Source organism: Ruegeria sp. YTSA072, assembly GCF_059610285.1.
Genome location: NZ_JBXWNI010000001.1, coordinates 225,493 through 245,189 on the forward strand (window position 1 = coordinate 225,493; position 19,697 = coordinate 245,189).

Genomic DNA, 19,697 nt, shown 5'->3' on the forward strand with positions numbered 1-19,697 from the left:
TAATGCGGCTGATGTGGCTGGCCATTGCGGGGATGATTCTTGTTCTGGCCCAAACCGTCGCTGCGCAGGCGCGGAGCGAAAGTCTGGCGCCGCTGGCAGACAAGATCAGCCCGGCCGTGGTCAACATTACCACCTCAACGTTGATTGAAGGCCAGACCGGCCCGCAGGGCATTGTGCCCGAGGGATCACCGTTCGAAGATTTCTTTCGCGATTTTCAGGACCGGAACGGTGATGACGAAAATCGCCCGCGCCGCAGTAACGCGCTGGGTTCGGGGTTCGTGATTTCTGAAGACGGCTACATCGTCACCAACAATCACGTGATCGCCGAGGCCGATGAAATCCTGGTGGAGTTCTTCCCCGGTGATGGACAGCCGCCGGAGGAACTGCCTGCCAAGGTGATAGGCACGGACGAAAAAACCGATATTGCGCTGCTGAAGGTCGAGGCCCCGGGCCCGCTGCAATACGTGCAGTTTGGCGACAGTGACGTCGCCCGTGTCGGTGATTGGGTTATTGCCATGGGCAACCCGTTGGGGCAGGGCTTCTCGGTTTCGGCCGGGATCGTTTCGGCCCGCAACAGGGCGCTGAGCGGCTCGTATGACGACTACATCCAGACCGACGCGGCCATCAATCGGGGCAACTCGGGCGGTCCGCTGTTCAACATGAACGGCGAAGTGATTGGTGTGAATACAGCGATTTTGTCGCCCAACGGCGGCTCGATCGGGATTGGCTTTTCAATGGCGTCCAACGTCGTGGTCAAGGTGGTCGACCAACTGCGTGAATTCGGCGAAACCCGCCGTGGTTGGCTGGGCGTTCGCATTCAGGACGTGACCGAGGACATGGCCGAGGCAATGGGGTTGGCCAAGCCGGGCGGTGCGCTGATCAGCGATGTTCCGGATGGGCCGGCGAAAGATGCTGGTCTGCTGGCTGGTGACGTGATCCTCAGTTTTGATGGGGTCGAGGTCGAAGATACACGCGGTCTTGTGCGTCAGGTCGGTGAGACGACCGTAGGCAAAGCCGTGCGCGTTGTCGTGCATCGCGATGGCGGCACACAGACCGTCTTGGTTACTCTGGGACGTCGTGAGGATGCTGAACGGGCCGAGCAGGGCGACGAGGAAACCTCTGAAGCTCCATCAGAAGAGAACGCAGCTATTCTGGGCCTGACCATTTCGCCACTGACGGACACGCTACGTACGGATCTTGGTTTGGAAGAAGACGCCGAGGGGCTGGTTGTGACCGAAGTGGATGAGGCTTCTGAGGCGTTTTCCAAAGGTTTGCGCGCCGGTGATCTGATCACCGAGGCTGGACAGCAAAAGGTGACGTCGATTGCAGATCTGGAAGCACGCATGGAAGAAGCGCGTGAGGCCGGGCGTAAATCGCTGTTGTTGCTTGTACGTCGCGGTGGCGACCCCCGCTTTGTGGCGCTGAGCTTGGGCGAGTAACGCATCACATCAAACGTTGTGACAAGGCCGGGGCAATGCCACGGCCTTTTCCGTTCCACGTGGCGCTGAAAGTAAGTGAGCCACACGCCGGGGAGGCGCATGGCTCTGGTACAGGGAGAGGCCAGTGGACAGATATCGGGGATGATTCTCTGGCCCCCTACGGTAACAACTAAGACATTAGCTATTTTGGCATGCGCCGTATGTGAAGGAGGTCACAAGGTCAGATTAAGTCGGATTCGGCCAGTTCTTTCAGGGCGTTAAAGTCCTGGATCATCAACCCGCCGCGGGATGCCTCGACAACATTGTCGCGTTTCCAGGTGGAAATCGTCTTGGATACAGCCTCGCGCGTGGCACCGACGAACTCGGCCAATTCGCTTTGGGACAGGGTGATGCGCATGGCGGGGTCGTCCTGAAGGGCAGACAGATGCAGCAATTTGCGCGCCAGACGAATGGGCATCGGCAAGAACACCTGTTCGTTCAGCTGTGACCCCATCCAGCGCATGCGCAGGCCCGCCAGACGGATCATGTCGACGGCAAGATCGGGGTGCTGGCGGATCTGGTCCATCACGTCGCTGCGGCGCACGCGCAGCACGCTAGATGGCTCGGCCGCCGCTATCGTGGCGGTCCGCGGTCCGCTGTCGAACAACGCAATTTCGCCAAACACTTCGCCAGGCTTCATAAGGGTCAAAGACAGCTTGCGCCCGCTCATCGCAAGGAATGAAACCTCGAGCGTACCTTCAGAAATCACATACAGCGCATCGCCTTCGTCCCCCTGCTCAAACAGCACCTGGCCCTGATCCAAGGAAATCTCGGTCGCGAGTGCCGAAAGCATAGCCCTGAGTCGGTCTGATGCCTCGGACAGGAATCCGCTGTTTGGGAGTGCCTTCATGTGGTTGAGGGGTCTCCGGCTGTTGGTGTTGAGTGGTGTCCTAATGTTCCACAGCCGGGCTATTATTCCAAGGTTTTTATTGGTTTGCCTGATTGCGCGCTGTGTGACGGCTCAATATGAAAGCAAACGCTTAAGCTGCGCACCGAGTATCAGTGTTCGCCTATTGGTGGTCTGGATCATCCATGTAGCGTTGCAACAGACTGAACTGAAGCATCAGGAACGCCATCAGCGCGATCGGAAAGGCGAAAGTTTCAATTTTGACCCACAGGTCCGTCGACATGGTTCGCCAGACAAATTCATTGGCAACGGCCAGAACCGCAAAGCAGCCGCACAACCGGCGGGTCAGGATCATCCAGCCCTCATGGCGCATCGGCAGCATATCTTCGAGGACATAGGCCAAATAGGATTTCCCCTGCAGAAGGCCAATACCAAGGATGACCGAGAAAAAACCGTAAACCAGCGTGGTTTTCATCTTGAAGAACCGCTCATCATTGAACCAAGCGGTCAGGCCCCCAAAGAAGATGACCATGAAGGCGGTGAATATCTGCATCCGGCTAAGTTTGCCGGTCAGAACCCAGAGTATGCCCATGGCAGCCAGCATCAGCGGGACGAAGATGATCGTCGCGACGATAAAGCCGGAATATTCGGTACCTCCGATCAGGAAACTGTCGTCACGCAGGCGTAGGTAGATGAAAAAAAAGGCCAGTGGGGGCCCAAGCTCCAACGCCTGTTTCAGAAATGGATTGATTTCTTTTTTGCCTGGCATGTCGGTTTCCTGATTTTTACCCGCCCATTTCAACTATTACGGCGCCCAATGCAATCAGTCCCATCAGCGCGACCCGTCTTGGTCCCACGGTTTCTTTTAGCACCAGCCACCCGATTAGCGCCGCAAAGACCGTCGAGGTTTCACGTAGGACGGCGGCTTCGCCGACCTTGTCCAGACGGGTGGCCAGCATGATTGCTCCGAAGGACATAGGGGCGATGATGCCTCCGGCCAACCCCCGCAACATCAATGGTCCGACGGCCGGGCGGTTGATCAAGGCGCGCCATCTGAAGAAGGCGTAAATCGGCATCGCAAAACCGTCGATCATGAAAAACCAAGCCAGAAAGGTGAACGGGTCGGCGGTGGCCCGGATTCCATAGGCGTCATAAGTCGTGTAGAGCGCGACAAACAGGCCGGTTGCGATGGCCAGTAACAGCGCGATGCCCAGCGTTTCCCGGTTGGTTTCCAGAAAACGCAAATTATAGGCGGCCAGGCCGAAGATACCGGCCAGCAGGACCAAAACGCCAAACCATTGAATCCCGGTAAAGGTCTCGCCAAAGAGCAGATAGGCGCCGATGACCGTGAAAAGGGGGCCAGTGCCGCGTACGACCGGGTAGACGACAGTGTATGAACCCTTTGTATAGGCCATGGCCTGAAGGACCTTGTAGGCGATGTGGATCACCCAGACCACGGCGAAGATGGACCACATGTAGGGTTCAGGCCACGGCACCACGAAAAAGGCAAAAGGGGCGGCCATCAGGCAATAGCAGGCGTCGATTGCCCCACGGGACAGCCAGGGATCGTGGCGGCCCTTCTGCAGCGCGCCAAATACAGCATGCAGGAAGGCGGCCATCAGAGCGAGGCCAAGAGCCAGCTGATGGCCCGCTTCGGTGCCTTCGAGAGAAATCAGCCAGTCGCTCAAATGTCAGTCTTTTCGCTGGGTGGAGAGGCTGGGGGTTTTCCACCCCCAGACCCCCGGAGGATATTTGGGGCCAGATGAAGGGGGGATCAGGTTTGGTCCAGGCCAGTGAGGGCGGCGGCGAACTCCTGAGGGTCGAAGGGGGCGAGGTCGTCGATCTGTTCTCCGACGCCTATGGCATGGATTGGCAGGCCGAACTTGTCGGCCAGTGCAACCAATACGCCACCTTTGGCGGTGCCATCGAGTTTGGTCATCACCAGGCCTGACACGTCAGCGAGGTCGCGGAATGTCCGGACCTGGCTCAGCGCGTTCTGGCCCGTGGTGGCGTCCAGCACCAGCAGCGTGTTGTGCGGGGCGGTCTTGTCGATTTTGCGGATTACGCGGACGATCTTCGCCAGTTCCTCCATCAGGTCCGCCCGGTTTTGCAGGCGACCGGCCGTGTCGATCATCAGCAGGTCTGCGCCGTCTTGCTGCGCGCGGGTCAGGGCGTCGAAAGCCAAGGAGGCCGGGTCAGACCCTTCGGGTGCGGTCAGCACCGGCACGCCGGCGCGGTCGCCCCAGACCTGGAGCTGTTCGACGGCGGCGGCGCGGAAGGTGTCCCCGGCGGCGATGACGACCTTTTTGCCCGCGGCTTTGAACTGGCTGGCCAGCTTACCGATGGTTGTGGTCTTGCCGGACCCGTTGACGCCAACGACCAGCACGACCTGCGGGCGCTTGGGGTAGATGGGCAGAGGCTTGGCAACCGGTTCCATCACACGGGCGACTTCCTGGGCGAGCAATTGCTTGATCTCTTGCGTGGAGAGTTTCCGGCCCAATCGCCCCTCAGCCATGTTGGATGTGACCCGCAAAGCGGTGTCGACGCCCATATCCGAGGCGATCAGCAGTTCCTCTAGCTGCTCAAGCATATCGTCGTCCAACGTACGACGGATGACGGCCTTGGCTTCGTTCCGGCCAAACAGGCGTCCCAACACCCCTTTGGATGGCGCGGCCTCAGGCGGCGGCGGAGCAGGGGTTGGATCGACCGGTGCGGGTTCAGGCGTTTCGACCGGCTGTGGCACAGGGGCGGGTTCAGGTGTCTCTGGAACCGGCTGCGGAATTTCGGGAACTGGTTCTGGCTGCGGCTCAGGCTCGGGGATAACTGGATCGGGGGCAGTCGTTTCCTCGCCACCATCTTCGACGATGGCATCCAGCCCCTGTTCGAGGCGGGACGAGGATTTGAACAGCTTGTCCTTGAGCTTTGAGAAAAACGCCATTTTTAGTCTCCGCAGGTGTTCCTCTCACCTAATGCGGATTTGCGGCAGTTGCAAAGGGTCACAAAAACGCAATCAACAGCCCCGCTTGCGCGCCCCAGTATAGGATCCAGATCATATAGGGCGTGATGCGTAGCGCCGGATGGCCGTTAGGTAGCAGAAACTTTTCAGTCGCCAGGATCAGGTCCGACGCGATGAAGGCGAGTGCGGCGGGCAGGGCCCAGCGTAACGCGCCTGCCTCAGGCAGGGCGAGGACCGTGATGCCCATGCCAAGGATGATCGGGATATAGCCCAGAACCGGTATCTTGAGGTCACCGGCGCGGGGGGCGAGCAGGGTTGCAGCAATGATCCCGAAGATGATCAGCGACCAAAAGATGCCGGGCTTGTCGAAGATCAGAGCGGTGTCGCTGGATGGGTGGCTGAGGAACAGAGCGACATAGGCCAGGTGGCCGGCTGTAAATGCACCGATCCCTGCCATGAAGGTCGAGTCCGTCTCGCGTGATAACAGCGCGTCGCCCAACGCGCACAGGACTAGCGCAAGGGTCAGTAGCATGGGTGCACCACTTAAGACAGCAACCAGCGCCAGTAGCGCGACAGAGGCCGTCTTGAAGAGGGATCGCAGGGGGCTGACCGGGCGCGGTGACATCGGCAAATAGGCCAGCGCACTGGCAGCAGCGATCCAGAAAAGAGCGGTTGTCATCAAATGTCCCCCATTTGGCTTTTTTAGCAGCATCACCGGGATCGCCATTACAACTCAAGCGGTGACGTTAAGGCAGCCGGTTTTAGAGGATTGTCTGTTGGCGATGCTGACCGGCATCTGTCAGAATGTTCCCATGCTCAGGCGTATTGCGATTCTTCTGACACTTTCTGCGCAGACGGCAGCGGCTCAGTCAGCTTTGTCTGGGGCTGAATTCGACAGTTATACGCGCGGAAAAACCATGTTCTATGGGTTTCAGGGAACGGTTTACGGCGTCGAACGCTATTTGCCCAATCGCCGCGTGATCTGGTCTTTTCTGGACGGCAATTGCAAAGAGGGTGTCTGGTACGAACAAGCGGGCCAGATCTGCTTTGTCTACGAAGACCGGATTGACCCGCAATGCTGGGTCTTTACCAAGTCTGACGGGGGCCTGATCGCCTTGTTCGAGGGCAACTCGGACGCCACCGAGCTGTACGAGGCCGAGGACATCAATGAAGAAATGGTTTGTCTCGGCCCCGAAGTCGGGGTCTGAAGGTGCATTCGGCTAGAACAACGAGCCCTGGTCCGGTGCATCTTTCTTTGCTGACTTCTTAGGTGCCGCCGGTGAAGTCGTGGGCTGGCCCGTGTTCAGCAGACCATCTGCGAATTCGATCTCGAATGCGCTGTGCTTTGCCGCCTGTTTCTTGGTTGTCAGAACCTCGCCCTCAGCTCGGACCACAGCGTAGCCTCGCTGCAACGTCGCCTTGTAGCTAAGTGTTTCACGCAGGCGATCAGCGGCGTCCAGCTGTTGCCGCATCCGATCCAGGCGCGTGGCCTGTGCCGCGTTCATACGGTCGGCCAACCTGTTAATATTCTGCTTTTGTTGTTCGATCTCTCTGTGGATTGGGCGTAGAGACAGACGGGATGACAGGTTGCGTAAGGCCTCGTTTCTGGTCGAAACGAGATTGCGCAACGTCGACGGGCGCAGATGTGCGGACAGCTCGACGACCTGCAGACGTCGGTTCTGGACGCCGCGATTCAGTGCGGGCGCCAGCCGATCTGCAATCAAATCAAGTCGTTGGCGTGGAGTGTTCAACAAACTGTCCGGGCGAGGCAACGCGCGGGACAGATCACGAAGCCGTTGAGACCGCCTTTGAACCGCATCCGTAGCGGCACGAGACAGACGCGCGCCTTGCTCACCTGTCCAGGCCAGTAATTCCATTCGAACCGGCACGGCAAGCTCGGCCGCGGCGGTCGGTGTTGGCGCGCGGCGGTCTGATACAAAGTCGATCAGTGTCGTATCTGTTTCGTGACCCACGGCAGAAATCAGCGGAATGTCCGACGCGGCCGTCGCGCGTGCAACGATTTCTTCGTTGAACCCCCAAAGGTCTTCGATCGATCCGCCCCCCCGGGCGACAATGATCAGGTCGGGGCGGGGCAGTGAACCGCCAGGTGTCAGCTTGTTGAACCCTTCGATGGCCCGCGCAACCTCGGGCGCGCAGTTGGAGCCCTGTACAGCGACGGGCCAGATCAGCACCTTGCGCGGGAAGCGATCTCGCAGGCGGTGCAGGATGTCCCGGATCACAGCACCAGATGGTGAGGTCACCACGCCAATGATCTGCGGCAGGTACGGCAGAGGCTTTTTCCGTTCGGGCGCAAACAGACCTTCAGCCTCAAGCTGTTTCTTGCGCTTTTCCAGCAAGGCCATAAGTGCGCCTTGCCCGGCGACCGCGACCTCATCGACGTTCAGGTTGTATTTCGATTGCGCGCCAAAAGCGGTCAGGCGACCGGTGACGACAACCTCAAGACCTTCTTCTGGTACCACCGAAAGACCCGAAACCTGACCTTTCCAGGTGGTGCAGGCCAAAACGTTTCGGTCATCCTTGATGTCATAGTACAGGTGGCCCGAGCGCGCCGTGAACACACGGCCGACCTCACCGCGCACACGGATTCGTCCGAACGTGCCTTCCAGCGTACGTTTCACCTCACCCGAGATGTCCGAAACGGTGTATTCAGTGGTATTTTGGCCCGGGATCGGGTCATCAAGCAGTTCGGACATTTCAGCGCCTTGTGTCAAATGCCCGGTCAGCTTAGAACGCCCGGAAGGCGAGGCCAAGCAGATCGGAGACCTTCATGAACATCCTTATTCTCGGCAGCGGCGGGCGGGAACACAGCCTCGCCTGGGCGGTGATGCAAAATCCCAAATGTGACCGACTGATCGTGGCGCCGGGAAATGCAGGGATTGCGCAGATCGCCGATTGTGCTGCGCTGGATATCGAGAATGGCGGTGCGGTTGTCAGCTTTGCCGAAGAGAACGCGATTGATTTCGTGATTGTTGGCCCCGAGGCCCCATTGGCCGCTGGCGTCGCAGATCGTCTGCGTGAAGCGGGTGTGCTGGTCTTTGGGCCGTCGGCCGATGCAGCACAGCTGGAAGCCTCGAAGAGTTTTACCAAAGAAATCTGTGACGCGTCGAACGCTCCGACCGCAGCTTATGCAAAGTTCACCGAGGCCGATCTTGCCAAAGCCTATATCCGCGAACAGGGCGCGCCGATCGTGGTCAAAGCCGATGGTTTGGCGGCAGGCAAGGGTGTGATCGTCGCGATGGACGAACAGGCCGCGCTGGAGGCTATCGACGACATGTTCGGCGGCGCTTTTGGGGGCGCGGGTGCCGAGGTCGTTATCGAAGAGTTTATGGAAGGCGAAGAGGCATCTTTGTTCGTGCTGTGTGATGGTGAGGACATCCTGTCCATCGGCACCGCGCAGGACCACAAACGCGTGGGAGAAGGCGACACGGGCCTGAACACCGGCGGCATGGGGGCGTATTCGCCTGCACCCGTTCTGAGCGCCGAGATTGAGGCGCGGGCGATGGAAGAGATCGTGCGTCCGACTATGGCCGAGATGAAGCGCCGAGGCATGCCGTTTCAGGGCGTTTTGTATGCTGGCCTGATGATCAAGGACGGCCAACCGAGGTTGGTCGAATACAACGTCCGCTTTGGTGACCCGGAATGCCAGGTTCTGATGATGCGGCTTGGTGCCCAGGTTCTGGACCTACTTCATGCCGCGGCCGAGGGCCGTTTGAGCGAGACGCAGGTAAACTGGGCCGACGATCATGCGATCACTGTTGTGATGGCGGCACAGGGGTATCCGGGTTCCTACGTAAAAGGATCTGCGATCAAGGGGTTGGATGCGCTTCCTGAAGACAGCAGCAACATGATCTTCCACGCGGGCACCAAGGCCGTTGATGGGCAAGTGCAAGCCGCAGGCGGGCGCGTGCTGAATGTGACCTCGCGCGGGAATACACTGCAAGAGGCTCGCGACCGGGCATATGCGATGGTTGAAGGTGTGGATTGGCCCGAAGGCTTTTACCGCCGCGATATCGGCTGGCGGGCTCTTTGAACAGTCGGTAGGTCAGGGGGCTTTGCCCCTTCGGCCTATCCCCTCGCTCACAGGAAATTTTTAGCCAGATGAAGAGGCGGATCAGCACTTGAGTGCGTTGTTCAGGCTTTTGTGGCCGGTAAACGCGCCGAGGTCGTGGGTGGTCCAGTCGTTTTCGTAAGTGACGCTGATGACGCGGGTCCAGTTGCCGTTGGCAAGGATCAGTTCCGGAGTGCCGCCGCAATCGCGCAGACCGCCGGAGATGAAATCCTCTCCAATGCGGTGATTGGTGAGATTGGGCAGCGATGCGATTTCGATCAATTCGCCGTCTGTAAATCGCCATATGCGCAGGGTTTTGGCCAAGTGAGGGCGATCGATATAGGCGATCTCGACGTTGCCGTCACCATCCAGGTCGGCGGCACCGACCGGAGCGAGCCAACGGAAGCGGGTGCCGATGTAGGGCGTAGCGGCGATCAGACCGCCGCCATTGTAGATTGCAAGCCGTGCACCTTTATCACGATGGCTTTCAACCACCAAAGCTTCGCGACGGCCATCATTGTCAACATCAATCAGGCGCGGACGGATATCTTCGAAAACACGCTCTTTTGGCAGCCGGATTGTGTATTTCGCCCATTCCGGCGCATATTGCAGGATCAGAGCGCCGTATTCAATCTGATCACCGAGTACGCCGTGCGGGTATCGGGCAGTGGGTTCGGAGTACTCTGCCGAACCCAGCGGTTCATACTGCCATAGCTGCTGAGATCTTGTCTGGCTCGGACAGATTCCAATTGCGATCGCGGCCGCCGCGATCGCTTTGAAAAGCATCAGATCTGCTTTTCCGGCATTTGAACAACCAGCCCGTCCAATTCATCAGTGACCTTGATCTGGCAGGTCAAGCGCGAGCGGGCCGGGTCGGGTTCAAAGGCGAAATCCAGCATGTCCTCTTCCATGTCGTCCTTGGCCGGAACCTTCTCGACCCAGTCGGGGTGGATATAGACATGGCAGGTCGAACAGGCGCAGGCGCCGCCGCAATCGGCCTCGATGCCGGGGATATTGTTGTCACGGGCCCCTTCCATGACGGTCAGGCCGCTGGCGACTTCGACTGTATGTTCGGTACCGCCGTGCTCGACATAGGTAATCTTTGCCATTGCGTGCGTCTTCCTCTTTCGCTTGTCGAATTCTTCCATAGTGAAGGCATTTAGGTCTTTCCAGCCTCATTTGCGACTCGTCACGCCGCCTATGGACTTTCCTTGCGTTTGTTCTATTTTTGTTCTCATGATTGCGTTACCTACCCGCCCTGTGTCTTCGGACCGGAACTGGCCGCGCCCGCCCGCGTGTCTGCCCGCCAACCGGTTGAACGACCCGCCCGAGGGCGCGCTGGTGGCGGTCGCGGGGCTGGTGATCCTGCGGCAGAGGCCCGGGACGGCCAAGGGGGTGATCTTTGTCACGCTCGAGGATGAGACCGGTATCGTGAACGTGGTGGTCTGGCGCAAAATTTACGAAACCTTCCGCCGGGCGGTGATCTCGGGGCGGCTGCTGCGGGTCACGGGCCGGATGCAGCGGGCGCATTCGGTGACCCATGTGATCGCGGAAGAGGTTGAGGATATCTCGGGCATGCTGGATGTGCTGGTGCGGGGGGAGGCTGTGTAAACTGGCAGAAAAGATGCACTAAAAATCGAATATTTGCATTTTGAAGGACCGTCGCAGAAACTGATGGACACAAGGCATCCTGATCGATGAACATTGAGCACCGTAATTGGTCCGAGGTTTCACGTGGCAAACTATTCCTACATAGGTTACTCGCCTGACGTCATATCGGTGACGTTTTTTGGTTTTGGTACAGTCACTCTGTCACCAACCTACGATCCCAGCACAGACCGGCGCGTATTCAATGTTGAAGACGAACCCGGGCCACCGCCGCTTATCAACGGTGACCCTGACAATGGTACGGATTTCAATGGTGACCGATTCAACAACGAAATCGGGGATGACCTGACCCAACAAGGTCTTGTTACAGATCTGGACGGCAATCCCATTTCCGGCCTTACCGAAAACGGGAACATCTATCTTGAAGAGTCCTATGCGCTTTCAGATCCCGATGGCGGTACAATCACCGTATACAGGGTTGAAGTGGACGGCGCTCTTGCGGGTTACATAACCTCTGAACCGTTGGTACCAGGTGTTGCTTACGACTCTACCCCATCAAATGTGACACCGGACAATGCGCCGGATACGACAGACCCGGATGCAATTGTTGACGTCCCTTGTTTCGTTCAGGGCACATTGATCGGGACGCCGTCTGGTGAAAAGGCTGTTGAAACGCTTGAGGTCGGCGATCTGGTTTTGACCGCTGAGGGGCAGGCTAAAGAGATCAAGTGGATCGGATCACGGTCGGTTGATGTCTCACGTGCTGATAAATGCCATCTGAAGCCCGTTAGAATTGCCAAAGGGGCATTGGGCCAAGGATTGCCAGCATCCGATCTTTTTGTGTCGCCCAATCACCGGATACTTGTTTCTGCTGCCGGGCTAGAATTGCTTTTTGAGGATGCGGACGTTCTGGTACCCGCGAAGTTCCTGTTAGATCTGCCGGGGGTTGAGGTTGTCTCGGATTCTTGCCGTGTCGTCTATTACCACTTTATATTCGAGAAGCACGAGATTGTGGTGTCAAACGGCGCATATACGGAAAGTCTGTTTCCAGGGGATATCGCGTTAAAGGGCATGGCGCATGAAGCGCAATTGGAACTCGCTGAAATCTTCCCTGACATTTTTGAAAGCTTGCCGTGGGGGTACGGACCAACTGCAGCGAAGGTCCTCAGAAAACACGAAGCTGCAATGGTGATTTCGCAATACATGCAGTAGGTGTTCAAGTCGTTTCACCGCTTGAACAAAACCCCCTGTGATTGCTTGTCCCGATGTTCTCCACGTAACTCGGCATGTAGCGCGCGTCCGGCTTTAACGCCTGGGCGGGCGGCGACCGTTTCGAGCCAGCGGGTAAAGTGGGGTTTATCGTCTAGAACCTGCTGCTGACCCTCCCACAGGCTGGCCCAGCCCCAGATTGACATGTCGGCGATGGAATAGAAATCGCCAGCGACGTATTCGTTTTCAGACAGCCGACGATCCAGCACCCCATAAAGGCGCGTAACCTCTGACCGGTATCGGTCTTTGGGGTAGGGCAGGTCCTGTGGCGGGTCCAGTTGCGGCGCGTATTTCAGGAAATGATGCGCCTGACCGGCCATTGGGCCGACGCCGCCCATCTGCCACATCAGCCATTCCTCGACCGCGATCCGGTCACGTTCAGTTTTGCCATAAAAGCGTCCGGTCTTGCGGGCGAGATACATCAGGATCGCGCCGCTTTCGAACACCGAGATAGGTGCGCCATCCGGGCCGTCCGGGTCAACGATGGCAGGCATCCGGTTGTTGGGCGCAATTTTCAGGAACTCCGGGTCGAACTGATCACCCTTGCCGATATTGATCAGGTGAGTGGCGTAGGGAAGGTCCATCTCTTCCAAAGCGATGGACGCCTTCCAGCCATTCGGCGTGGGCCAGAAATACAGATCGATCATGGTGCCTCCTCAGGTTGAGGCGATCATGCGGTATTCCGCGGAATCGGCAAGAGGCGGTTACGAAAGCGTGACACAGGGCAACCGGGCTTGACGGCCATGTACACGCGGCGTATTTGCATCGCAGAAGCTACGTGGCGATTTGTTACCGGATTGCGGGCCACGCTAAACAACACCGCTAAAAGGTCAGGATGAAAGGCCCCTTTCGCTTGACCGCGTCTGGGGTTTTTTTGATGCCCTTGCCAGACAAGGGTCGAGAGGAATGAGATGAGCGAGAGCTGGAACAAACGCACCCAAGCCGTCCATGGCGGCATCCGTCGCAGCCAATACAACGAAGTCAGCGAAGCAATTTTTCTGACACAGGGCTTTGTCTATGAGACAGCCGAACAAGCCGAGGCGCGGTTCATCGAATCCGGCCCGGATGAGTTCATCTATGCCCGCTATGGCAACCCGACCGTTTCGATGTTCGAACAGCGCATCGCGGCGCTGGAAGGTGGCGAGGATGCGTTTGCCACAGCATCCGGCATGGCTGCGGTGAACGCGGCGCTGACCTCGATGTTACAGGCGGGCGACCATGTGGTGTCGGCCAAGGCATTGTTCGGGTCCTGTTTGTATATCCTCGAAAACATCCTTTCCCGTTATGGTGTGGACGTCACCTTTGTTGACGGCACCGATCTGGACGCCTGGAAAGCGGCGATCCGCCCTGAGACCAAGGCGGTTTTCTTCGAATCCATGTCAAACCCGACGCTTGAGGTCATTGATATCGAGGCGGTTGCCAAACTGGCCCATGCGGTTGGCGCGCTTGTCATCGTGGATAACGTCTTTTCCACGCCCGTCTTCTCGCGCGCGATCGAACAGGGGGCGGATGTCGTGGTCTATTCCGCGACCAAACATATCGACGGGCAGGGGCGTGCTTTGGGCGGTGTCATCATTGGTACTAAGGATTTCATCAGGGGTACGGTTGAGCCCTATCTGAAACATACCGGTGGAGCGCTGAGCCCGTTTAACGCCTGGGTCATGCTGAAAGGTCTGGAAACGATGGCACTGCGCGTGAACGCTCAGGCCGAGACGGCACAGACCATTGCAGAAGCGCTTGAGGGGCATCTGGCGCTGGAACGGACGCTTTATCCGGGTCTGAGAACCCATGCGCAAAACGCATTGGTCCAAGCCCAGCTGGGTGGCAAAGGCGGAACAGTTCTGTCGCTGGACATCAAGGGCGGCAAGGACGCAGCGTTTGCATTCCTGAACGCGCTGACGATCCCTGTCATTTCGAACAATCTGGGCGATGCCAAATCAATCGCGACACACCCCGCAACGACTACGCACCAGCGTCTGAGCGACGATCAGAAAGACGAATTGGGCATCACGCCCGGCCTGATCCGCTTTTCCGTCGGGTTGGAGGACGCGGGCGATCTGCTTGCAGACATCAAACACGCGCTGGATGTGTCGCAACGTTAACTAACGGCAGCGGTTTACTGACAACCGGGTCGAAACTAGGTGAAAATGACGTAAGTCATGCGATTTTCGCCGAATTTCGATCCGGGCTGTGTTTTTCAGCGTATAAAGCTACACTGGAAAGCAAGCCGAACACGAATATGGTCCGGCGACCAACCGAGGAACCCGATCGATGAACGTGCACCCCCGCGACATTGAGGATATGCCCGATAATGACGAAGCCGCCGCCGCTCTGAAGACGCTGCGCAAATGGGCCGAGTCCGCAACCGAGGCCGAGATCAGCCAGCTCGACCCGGCAATTGCGCGTCTTGTTCCTGGTCTAGTGCTCGTAAACTATCCATCTCTGTCGCGCGAGTACCCCGAAGGATTCACCGTTGACAGCGCGTATCGCGCGACCTTGCCGGATCTGCAAAATGGCCCGTCCAGCCTGATCCGAGGCGCTAAGCAACAAATCCAGCATGTTGGTATCTCGAACTTCCGTCTGCCGATCCGATTTCACCGCAAGAATGGCGATGATCTAGCGCTTGAGACTTCGGTTACTGGCACTGTCAGCCTTGATGCCGAAAAGAAGGGCATCAACATGTCCCGGATCATGCGCTCGTTTTACAAACACGCCGAGCGTACGTTCAGCTTTGAGGTCATGGAGGCCGCGCTGGATGACTATATGACTGATCTGGACAGCTTTGACGCCCGTATCCAGATGCGGTTTTCCTATCCCGACCGTGTGCAAAGCCTGCGATCCGGTTTGGAAGGGTACCAGTATTACGACATCGCACTTGAGCTGGTTGAACAGGGCGGAGTGCGCCAGAAGATCATGCATCTGGACTACGTATATTCCTCAACATGTCCCTGTTCGCTGGAACTTAGCGAGCACGCACGCGCAACACGTGGACAGCTGGCCACACCGCATTCGCAACGTTCAGTGGTGCGGATATCTGTTGTGGTCGACTGCGACACGGATTGCCTGTGGTTCGAAGATCTGATTGCCATCTGCCGCCGTGCCGTTCCGACTGAAACGCAGGTGATGGTCAAACGCGAGGATGAACAGGCCTTCGCCGAGCTAAACGCTGCCAATCCGATCTTTGTCGAAGATGCGGCCCGCCTGTTCTGCGCCGAATTGCTGGCCGATCACCATATCGGTGATTTCCGCGTGGTCGCAAGCCATCAGGAAAGCCTGCACAGCCACGATGCGGTGTCGGTTCTGACCGAAGGTCCGACCTTTGTGTCACCCAGCCTGGACCCGCGGCTGTTCACCACCCTGTTCCACGTCGGGTGACGGGGCAGGGTGGATCAATAAAGTATCACTTTTAGACTAAGAGTGGTTTTCCGCCGCAGCGCGGCAATTCGTGCTGCATTTGCACGGTCGTTCAAGTAACACTGGTGTGGAATGCAGCCGTGGCAGGCGAATTTCTGTTCGTGCGTCTGCCATTCTGAAAGGAAGCTGAGACGTGCGACGCTCAGGACTTTGTGACTGCTTGATCCGCCCGAAAAATCGGGACGGGCAGCTCAATTCACTCTTTTGCAGGCTGCATCGCTTTCAGAGGAGAACTAAAGTATGAATCCAATTTCCCAACCGCTGGAATTTCAGGCTGCGGCCATCCGAATGGCCGGCTATGCGGTTAGCAACCAAATGAAAATTATGCAGATTTTGACCCGTTCGGCGATGGAGCTGCCGTTTGTGTCGGTTAGTGCCTTGCACGCGTCGGCTGCTGCTCCGGCCCCGGCTGCACCCTCGGCAAAACCCGCGCCCAAGGTCAAACCGGTCGCCAAGGCAAAACCTGTGGTGGTGGCCAAGCCTAAGGCTGTAGCCCGCAAGAAAGCCGCCGCAAAACCTAAGGTCGAATCACCCAAGCCGACCGCGCCCAAAACGGTGGCTGCAGTAACCAAACCCACTCCGGTGGCAGCCAAATCGGCCGAAGTTGCAGAAAAGCCTGCCGCCAAGTCTGCCGTCGCCAAAGGACAGCCAGCGGCAAAACCAGCAGCGGCAGCCAAACCAAAGCCTGCCGTTGCTAGAAAAACACCTGCGCCAAAACCGGCATCGGTTGCCAAGCCGAAACCTGTGGCAGCGAACACCACTGCGCCAAAGACCCCGGCCAAATCAGCCGCACCCAAGCCGGTCGCGGCGCAGCCTGCGCCTGCAAAAGCCGTTGCCGCAAAGCCCGAAGGGGCACAGGCAACTCCGGCGCGTCGCCCGCGCGCCCCGTCTAATCCGCCCGCGATGCCAACAACGGCCCGCAAAACGGACGGGTAAAACCCGACACTGGCTTGACACAGTCGTGCAGGCGCGCCAACGCTGCGCCTCATGACGGATATGCGCCCGGTTGGATATGTGATTGGCCTATTGGTCGCCATTCTTGGGGCGACCATGCTGCTGCCTATGCTTGCGGACTTCATCGAAGGCCGGGGCGAGTGGCACGTTTTTCTCGAAAGCGGTGTCATCACGATTCTGACCGGCGTCGTTCTGGCGATGAGCTGCTCGAACGGAGTAGGCGAAGGTCTGACGATCCGTCAGACCTTTTTACTGACCACAGGGGTCTGGGTCGCATTGCCATTTTTTGGCGCCATTCCGTTTCTTTTGGGCGAGACCGAACTGCGCTTTGTCGATGCGTATTTCGAGGCGATGTCGGGCCTGACGACGACAGGCTCGACCGTGATTTCCGGCCTCGATAACCTGCCACAGGGGTTGCTGCTTTGGCGTGGCCTGCTGCAATGGCTGGGCGGCATCGGCATCATCGTCGTGGCCATGGTGTTCCTGCCCGAGCTTCGCGTCGGGGGGATGCAAATCTTCCGCTCGGAAGGATTTGAAACCATGGGGAAAATTCTTCCGCGTGCGCAAGAGATCGCGGGCCAGATTTCCCTGATCTACGTCTTTCTGACGATTGTTTGCGCGCTGGTCTATGCAGGTCTGGGGATGGGCTTTTTTGATGCCGTGGTTCACGCCCTGACGACGATCTCAACGGGCGGGTTTTCAAATTATGACGCGTCCTTTGGCACGTTTTCCGGCCCAGCAGAATATGCAGCCGCTGTCTTCATGATCCTCGCTGCACTGCCTTTCGTGCGCTACGTCCAATTCGCCAATGGCAATACGAGGTCCATTTTCCGCGACAGCCAGATACGGACCTTTCTGGCGACCATTCTGGTGCTGGTGGTCATTATGGCGGTCTTTCTGACCTCCGTTTTCCCGCATCATTGGGAACAGGCTGTTCGGGAATCCCTGTTCAACATCACCTCGATCATTTCGGGTACCGGGTATGCCAGCGTAGATTACATGGGTTGGGGCAGTTTCCCGATCATGATGTTCTTCCTGATCGGTCTGATTGGCGGCTGCGCGGGTTCAACCGCCTGTTCCATCAAGATCTTCCGGTATCAACTGCTGTTTGCTTCGATCAAGACCCAGATCCGCCGCATCCGCTCACCTCATGGTGTTTTTAAGCCGCAATATGATGGCCGTTCGATTGGTCCGGACGTCCTGACTTCGGTTATGAGCTTCTTCATGTTTTTTGTGCTCTCGTTGGGCGTGCTGGCCTGGGCGCTGGCACTGACGGGATTGGATTTCATAACTGCCGTCTCCGGTGCAGCCACAGCGCTGGCCAATGTAGGGCCGGGGCTGGGGGATCAAATCGGACCGGCCGGCAATTTTGCAGGGCTCAGCGACACCGCGAAATGGCTGCTGTCAATCGGTATGTTGGTAGGGCGGCTTGAGCTTTTGGCCGTTTATGCACTCTTCACTGTCCAGTTCTGGAGGAATTGATGAAAAGACCCCTTGGTGCGCAGATTTCGCATATGCTGCGGGATCGCGGAGTGGATGTGATCTTTGGTATTCCCGGCGTGCACAATCAGGAAATGTATCGCGGGATCGAAGAGGCCGGAATCACCCATGTGCTGGCCCGGCACGAGCAGGGGGCAGGGTTCATGGCCGACGGCTATGCCCGTGCGACCGGCAAGCCGGGTGTTGCATATGTCATCACCGGACCGGGGTTGTGCAATATCATGACACCGATGGGGCAGGCCTATACGGACTCGGTCCCGATGCTGGTGATTTCCTCGTGCCTTGATGAAACGCAAGGGGTGCACGGGCAATTGCACCAGATGAAAGACCAGCGTGCTGCGGCTGAAACCGTGACGGACTGGTCGCATCAGGCCAATACGGCGCAGGCTGCCTACAATCTGGTCGAGCGTGCTTTTGAGGAGTTCGAACTCAACCGTCCACGCCCAAAACACATCCAAGTGCCGATTGCACAGCTTGAGGCAGATGCTGATCCCGCACCGTTTCCCAACCAACCTGGCTTGCGCTCAAAAGTTCTGCCGCCGGACTTGGCTCCGGTAATGTCCATGCTGAACATCGCACGGCGCCCGTTGTTTATTCTGGGTGGTGGTGCGCGGTCGAATCTGTGGCGGCAAATCCTGACGCAGTTGGGTGCGGCCTGTTTTACCACGTATGCCGGGCGCGGAATGGCGGGGTTGGGCTATGCCTTGGACTACGGAGCCATGTTGCCACGACCGGGCAGCGCAGATGTTATCGCTTCCGCCGACCTAGTGGTCGTCGTGGGCGCGGAATTGGGCGAGGTCGACCTGTGGCGAAATGCATTGGGCCACACGGGCAATCTGGTGCGTATAGATGTGGACCCGAAGGTTCTGTCCGATCACCATCGCGCCGCAGTGAAACTACAGGCTGACGGGGAAAGCTTTGCCCATGCACTTTGGGCGGCCATCGACCATGTTAAACCTTCGACGGGCTGGACAGCGGAGGAAGTAGCAGACACGCGCCGCCGTTGGCGGGCCGAAGTGGATGCGGAACGACCGGGTATCGTCCCGGTCCTGGATGCCCTTCGCGCGGCGATGCCAGGCGACACCATGATCTATTCTGACATGACCCAGTTTGCTTATGTCGCCAAAGAGGTTTGGGATATGGGCTATCCCTATCACTGGCACCATCCGACCGGGTTCGGCACGCTTGGCTATGCGCTGCCGGCCGGAATTGGCGGGGCCGTGGCGCGCCGAGGTAAGCCTACAGCGGTGATCGCCGGGGACTACGGTTTTCACTATACGATGCAAGAGCTTGGGGCAGCAGTCGAACTGGGCCTGTCTCTGCCGATTATTCTTTGGGACAACGGAAAGCTCAAAGAGATTGAGGACAGCATGGTCCGAGGTCAGATCGCCCCAAATGCGGTTGTCGCGCGGAACCCGGATTTCTGCAAACTCGCCGAGGCCTTTGGCGCGTTGTCCTCTGCGCCCTCCAGTTTGCCCGAGATGCAAGAGGCGGTTCGGTCAGCCTTTTCCGCACCTGTTCCAACGCTGATACGCATCACACCGGATATCCTCTAGCCAACAAAAAAGCGCCGCCCGAAAGAGCGGCGCTTTTTTCTTTTTG

Annotated in this window: 19 protein-coding genes and 1 riboswitch; of the genes, 9 read left to right on the forward strand and 10 right to left on the reverse strand. The window is 58.1% G+C overall.

The genetic code is table 11. The features are described from left to right. Positions 1-2: 2 nt before the first annotated feature. A complete protein-coding gene (locus AC2FIB_RS01110; RefSeq protein ID WP_496841769.1) occupies positions 3-1,439 on the forward strand; it encodes a Do family serine endopeptidase in 1,437 nt (478 codons plus the stop codon). Between the two features lie 220 nt (positions 1,440-1,659). Here AC2FIB_RS01110 and AC2FIB_RS01115 read toward each other — a convergent pair whose 3' ends face one another. The 5 genes from AC2FIB_RS01115 to AC2FIB_RS01135 all read right to left on the reverse strand — a co-directional run bounded on the left by AC2FIB_RS01115 (position 1,660) and on the right by AC2FIB_RS01135 (position 5,960). Continuing rightward, positions 1,660-2,328 (reverse strand): Crp/Fnr family transcriptional regulator, encoded by a 669-nt coding sequence (locus AC2FIB_RS01115; protein WP_058274845.1) that lies wholly within the window; start codon positions 2,326-2,328, stop codon positions 1,660-1,662. A 160-nt stretch (positions 2,329-2,488) separates the two neighbouring features. Further along, entirely contained in the window at positions 2,489-3,094 is a 606-nt protein-coding gene (locus tag AC2FIB_RS01120; protein WP_496732938.1) for an inner membrane-spanning protein YciB, read from the reverse strand. A gap of 16 nt (positions 3,095-3,110) precedes the next feature. Beyond that, complete coding sequence (locus tag AC2FIB_RS01125; RefSeq protein WP_496732939.1) at positions 3,111-4,013, reverse strand: DMT family transporter; 903 nt, start codon at positions 4,011-4,013, stop codon at positions 3,111-3,113. Positions 4,014-4,099: 86 nt separating this feature from the next. Beyond that, positions 4,100-5,263: a signal recognition particle-docking protein FtsY gene (gene ftsY, locus AC2FIB_RS01130; RefSeq protein ID WP_496841547.1), complete on the reverse strand. Its 1,164-nt coding sequence runs from the start codon at positions 5,261-5,263 to the stop codon at positions 4,100-4,102. Between the two features lie 58 nt (positions 5,264-5,321). Then, the gene (locus AC2FIB_RS01135; RefSeq protein WP_496732941.1) at positions 5,322-5,960 is read right to left on the reverse strand and encodes a lysoplasmalogenase family protein; all 639 of its coding nucleotides are present in this window, start codon (positions 5,958-5,960) and stop codon (positions 5,322-5,324) included. A gap of 103 nt (positions 5,961-6,063) precedes the next feature. Here AC2FIB_RS01135 and AC2FIB_RS01140 point away from each other — a divergent pair, with 103 nt between their 5' ends. Beyond that, a complete protein-coding gene (locus AC2FIB_RS01140; RefSeq protein WP_282118867.1) occupies positions 6,064-6,489 on the forward strand; it encodes a hypothetical protein in 426 nt (141 codons plus the stop codon). A gap of 12 nt (positions 6,490-6,501) precedes the next feature. Here the strand turns inward: AC2FIB_RS01140 and xseA are convergent, their stop codons facing one another. Next, positions 6,502-7,995: an exodeoxyribonuclease VII large subunit gene (xseA, locus tag AC2FIB_RS01145; RefSeq protein ID WP_496841549.1), complete on the reverse strand. Its 1,494-nt coding sequence runs from the start codon at positions 7,993-7,995 to the stop codon at positions 6,502-6,504. 74 nt (positions 7,996-8,069) lie between these two features. Here xseA and purD point away from each other — a divergent pair, with 74 nt between their 5' ends. Next, positions 8,070-9,332: a phosphoribosylamine--glycine ligase gene (gene purD, locus AC2FIB_RS01150; protein WP_496732943.1), complete on the forward strand. Its 1,263-nt coding sequence runs from the start codon at positions 8,070-8,072 to the stop codon at positions 9,330-9,332. Positions 9,333-9,413: 81 nt separating this feature from the next. Here the strand turns inward: purD and AC2FIB_RS01155 are convergent, their stop codons facing one another. Both AC2FIB_RS01155 and AC2FIB_RS01160 read right to left on the reverse strand, forming a co-directional pair. Further along, positions 9,414-10,136 (reverse strand): FG-GAP repeat domain-containing protein, encoded by a 723-nt coding sequence (locus tag AC2FIB_RS01155; protein ID WP_496841552.1) that lies wholly within the window; start codon positions 10,134-10,136, stop codon positions 9,414-9,416. Then, a complete protein-coding gene (locus tag AC2FIB_RS01160) occupies positions 10,136-10,459 on the reverse strand; it encodes a 2Fe-2S iron-sulfur cluster-binding protein (RefSeq protein WP_058273927.1) in 324 nt (107 codons plus the stop codon). The genes AC2FIB_RS01155 and AC2FIB_RS01160 overlap by 1 nt, the downstream gene beginning before the upstream one ends. A 127-nt stretch (positions 10,460-10,586) precedes the next feature. Here AC2FIB_RS01160 and AC2FIB_RS01165 point away from each other — a divergent pair, with 127 nt between their 5' ends. Next, positions 10,587-10,961 carry an OB-fold nucleic acid binding domain-containing protein gene (locus tag AC2FIB_RS01165; RefSeq protein ID WP_496732945.1) on the forward strand — a complete coding sequence of 125 codons (375 nt, stop codon included), beginning with the start codon at positions 10,587-10,589 and terminating at the stop codon, positions 10,959-10,961. A 123-nt stretch (positions 10,962-11,084) separates the two neighbouring features. Continuing rightward, positions 11,085-12,170: a Hint domain-containing protein gene (locus AC2FIB_RS01170; protein WP_496732946.1), complete on the forward strand. Its 1,086-nt coding sequence runs from the start codon at positions 11,085-11,087 to the stop codon at positions 12,168-12,170. Positions 12,171-12,184: 14 nt separating this feature from the next. Here AC2FIB_RS01170 and AC2FIB_RS01175 read toward each other — a convergent pair whose 3' ends face one another. Further along, entirely contained in the window at positions 12,185-12,874 is a 690-nt protein-coding gene (locus AC2FIB_RS01175; RefSeq protein WP_496732947.1) for a glutathione S-transferase N-terminal domain-containing protein, read from the reverse strand. Between the two features lie 121 nt (positions 12,875-12,995). Beyond that, a riboswitch (SAM riboswitch) is annotated at positions 12,996-13,073 on the forward strand. 65 nt (positions 13,074-13,138) lie between these two features. Between AC2FIB_RS01175 and metZ the strand changes: the two genes are divergently transcribed. Together metZ and folE2 are read left to right on the forward strand one after the other, a co-directional pair. Continuing rightward, complete coding sequence (gene metZ / locus AC2FIB_RS01180) at positions 13,139-14,329, forward strand: O-succinylhomoserine sulfhydrylase (protein ID WP_496704400.1); 1,191 nt, start codon at positions 13,139-13,141, stop codon at positions 14,327-14,329. A gap of 169 nt (positions 14,330-14,498) precedes the next feature. Then, positions 14,499-15,602, forward strand: coding sequence for a GTP cyclohydrolase FolE2 (gene folE2 / locus AC2FIB_RS01185; protein WP_496732948.1), 1,104 nt, complete (start codon positions 14,499-14,501; stop codon positions 15,600-15,602). Positions 15,603-15,937: 335 nt separating this feature from the next. On the opposite strand, the gene AC2FIB_RS01190 is transcribed toward folE2, so the two are convergent. After that, on the reverse strand, positions 15,938-16,630 hold the full coding sequence (locus AC2FIB_RS01190; protein ID WP_496732949.1) for a hypothetical protein: 693 nt from the start codon (positions 16,628-16,630) through the stop codon (positions 15,938-15,940). Here AC2FIB_RS01190 and AC2FIB_RS01195 point away from each other — a divergent pair. Both AC2FIB_RS01195 and AC2FIB_RS01200 read left to right on the forward strand, forming a co-directional pair. Then, positions 16,629-18,077 carry a TrkH family potassium uptake protein gene (locus tag AC2FIB_RS01195; RefSeq protein ID WP_109312003.1) on the forward strand — a complete coding sequence of 483 codons (1,449 nt, stop codon included), beginning with the start codon at positions 16,629-16,631 and terminating at the stop codon, positions 18,075-18,077. The two genes, AC2FIB_RS01190 and AC2FIB_RS01195, sit on opposite strands and share 2 nt — an antisense overlap. After that, the gene (locus AC2FIB_RS01200) at positions 18,077-19,651 is read left to right on the forward strand and encodes a thiamine pyrophosphate-binding protein (protein ID WP_496732950.1); all 1,575 of its coding nucleotides are present in this window, start codon (positions 18,077-18,079) and stop codon (positions 19,649-19,651) included. The genes AC2FIB_RS01195 and AC2FIB_RS01200 overlap by 1 nt, the downstream gene beginning before the upstream one ends. Positions 19,652-19,697 lie beyond the last annotated feature (46 nt).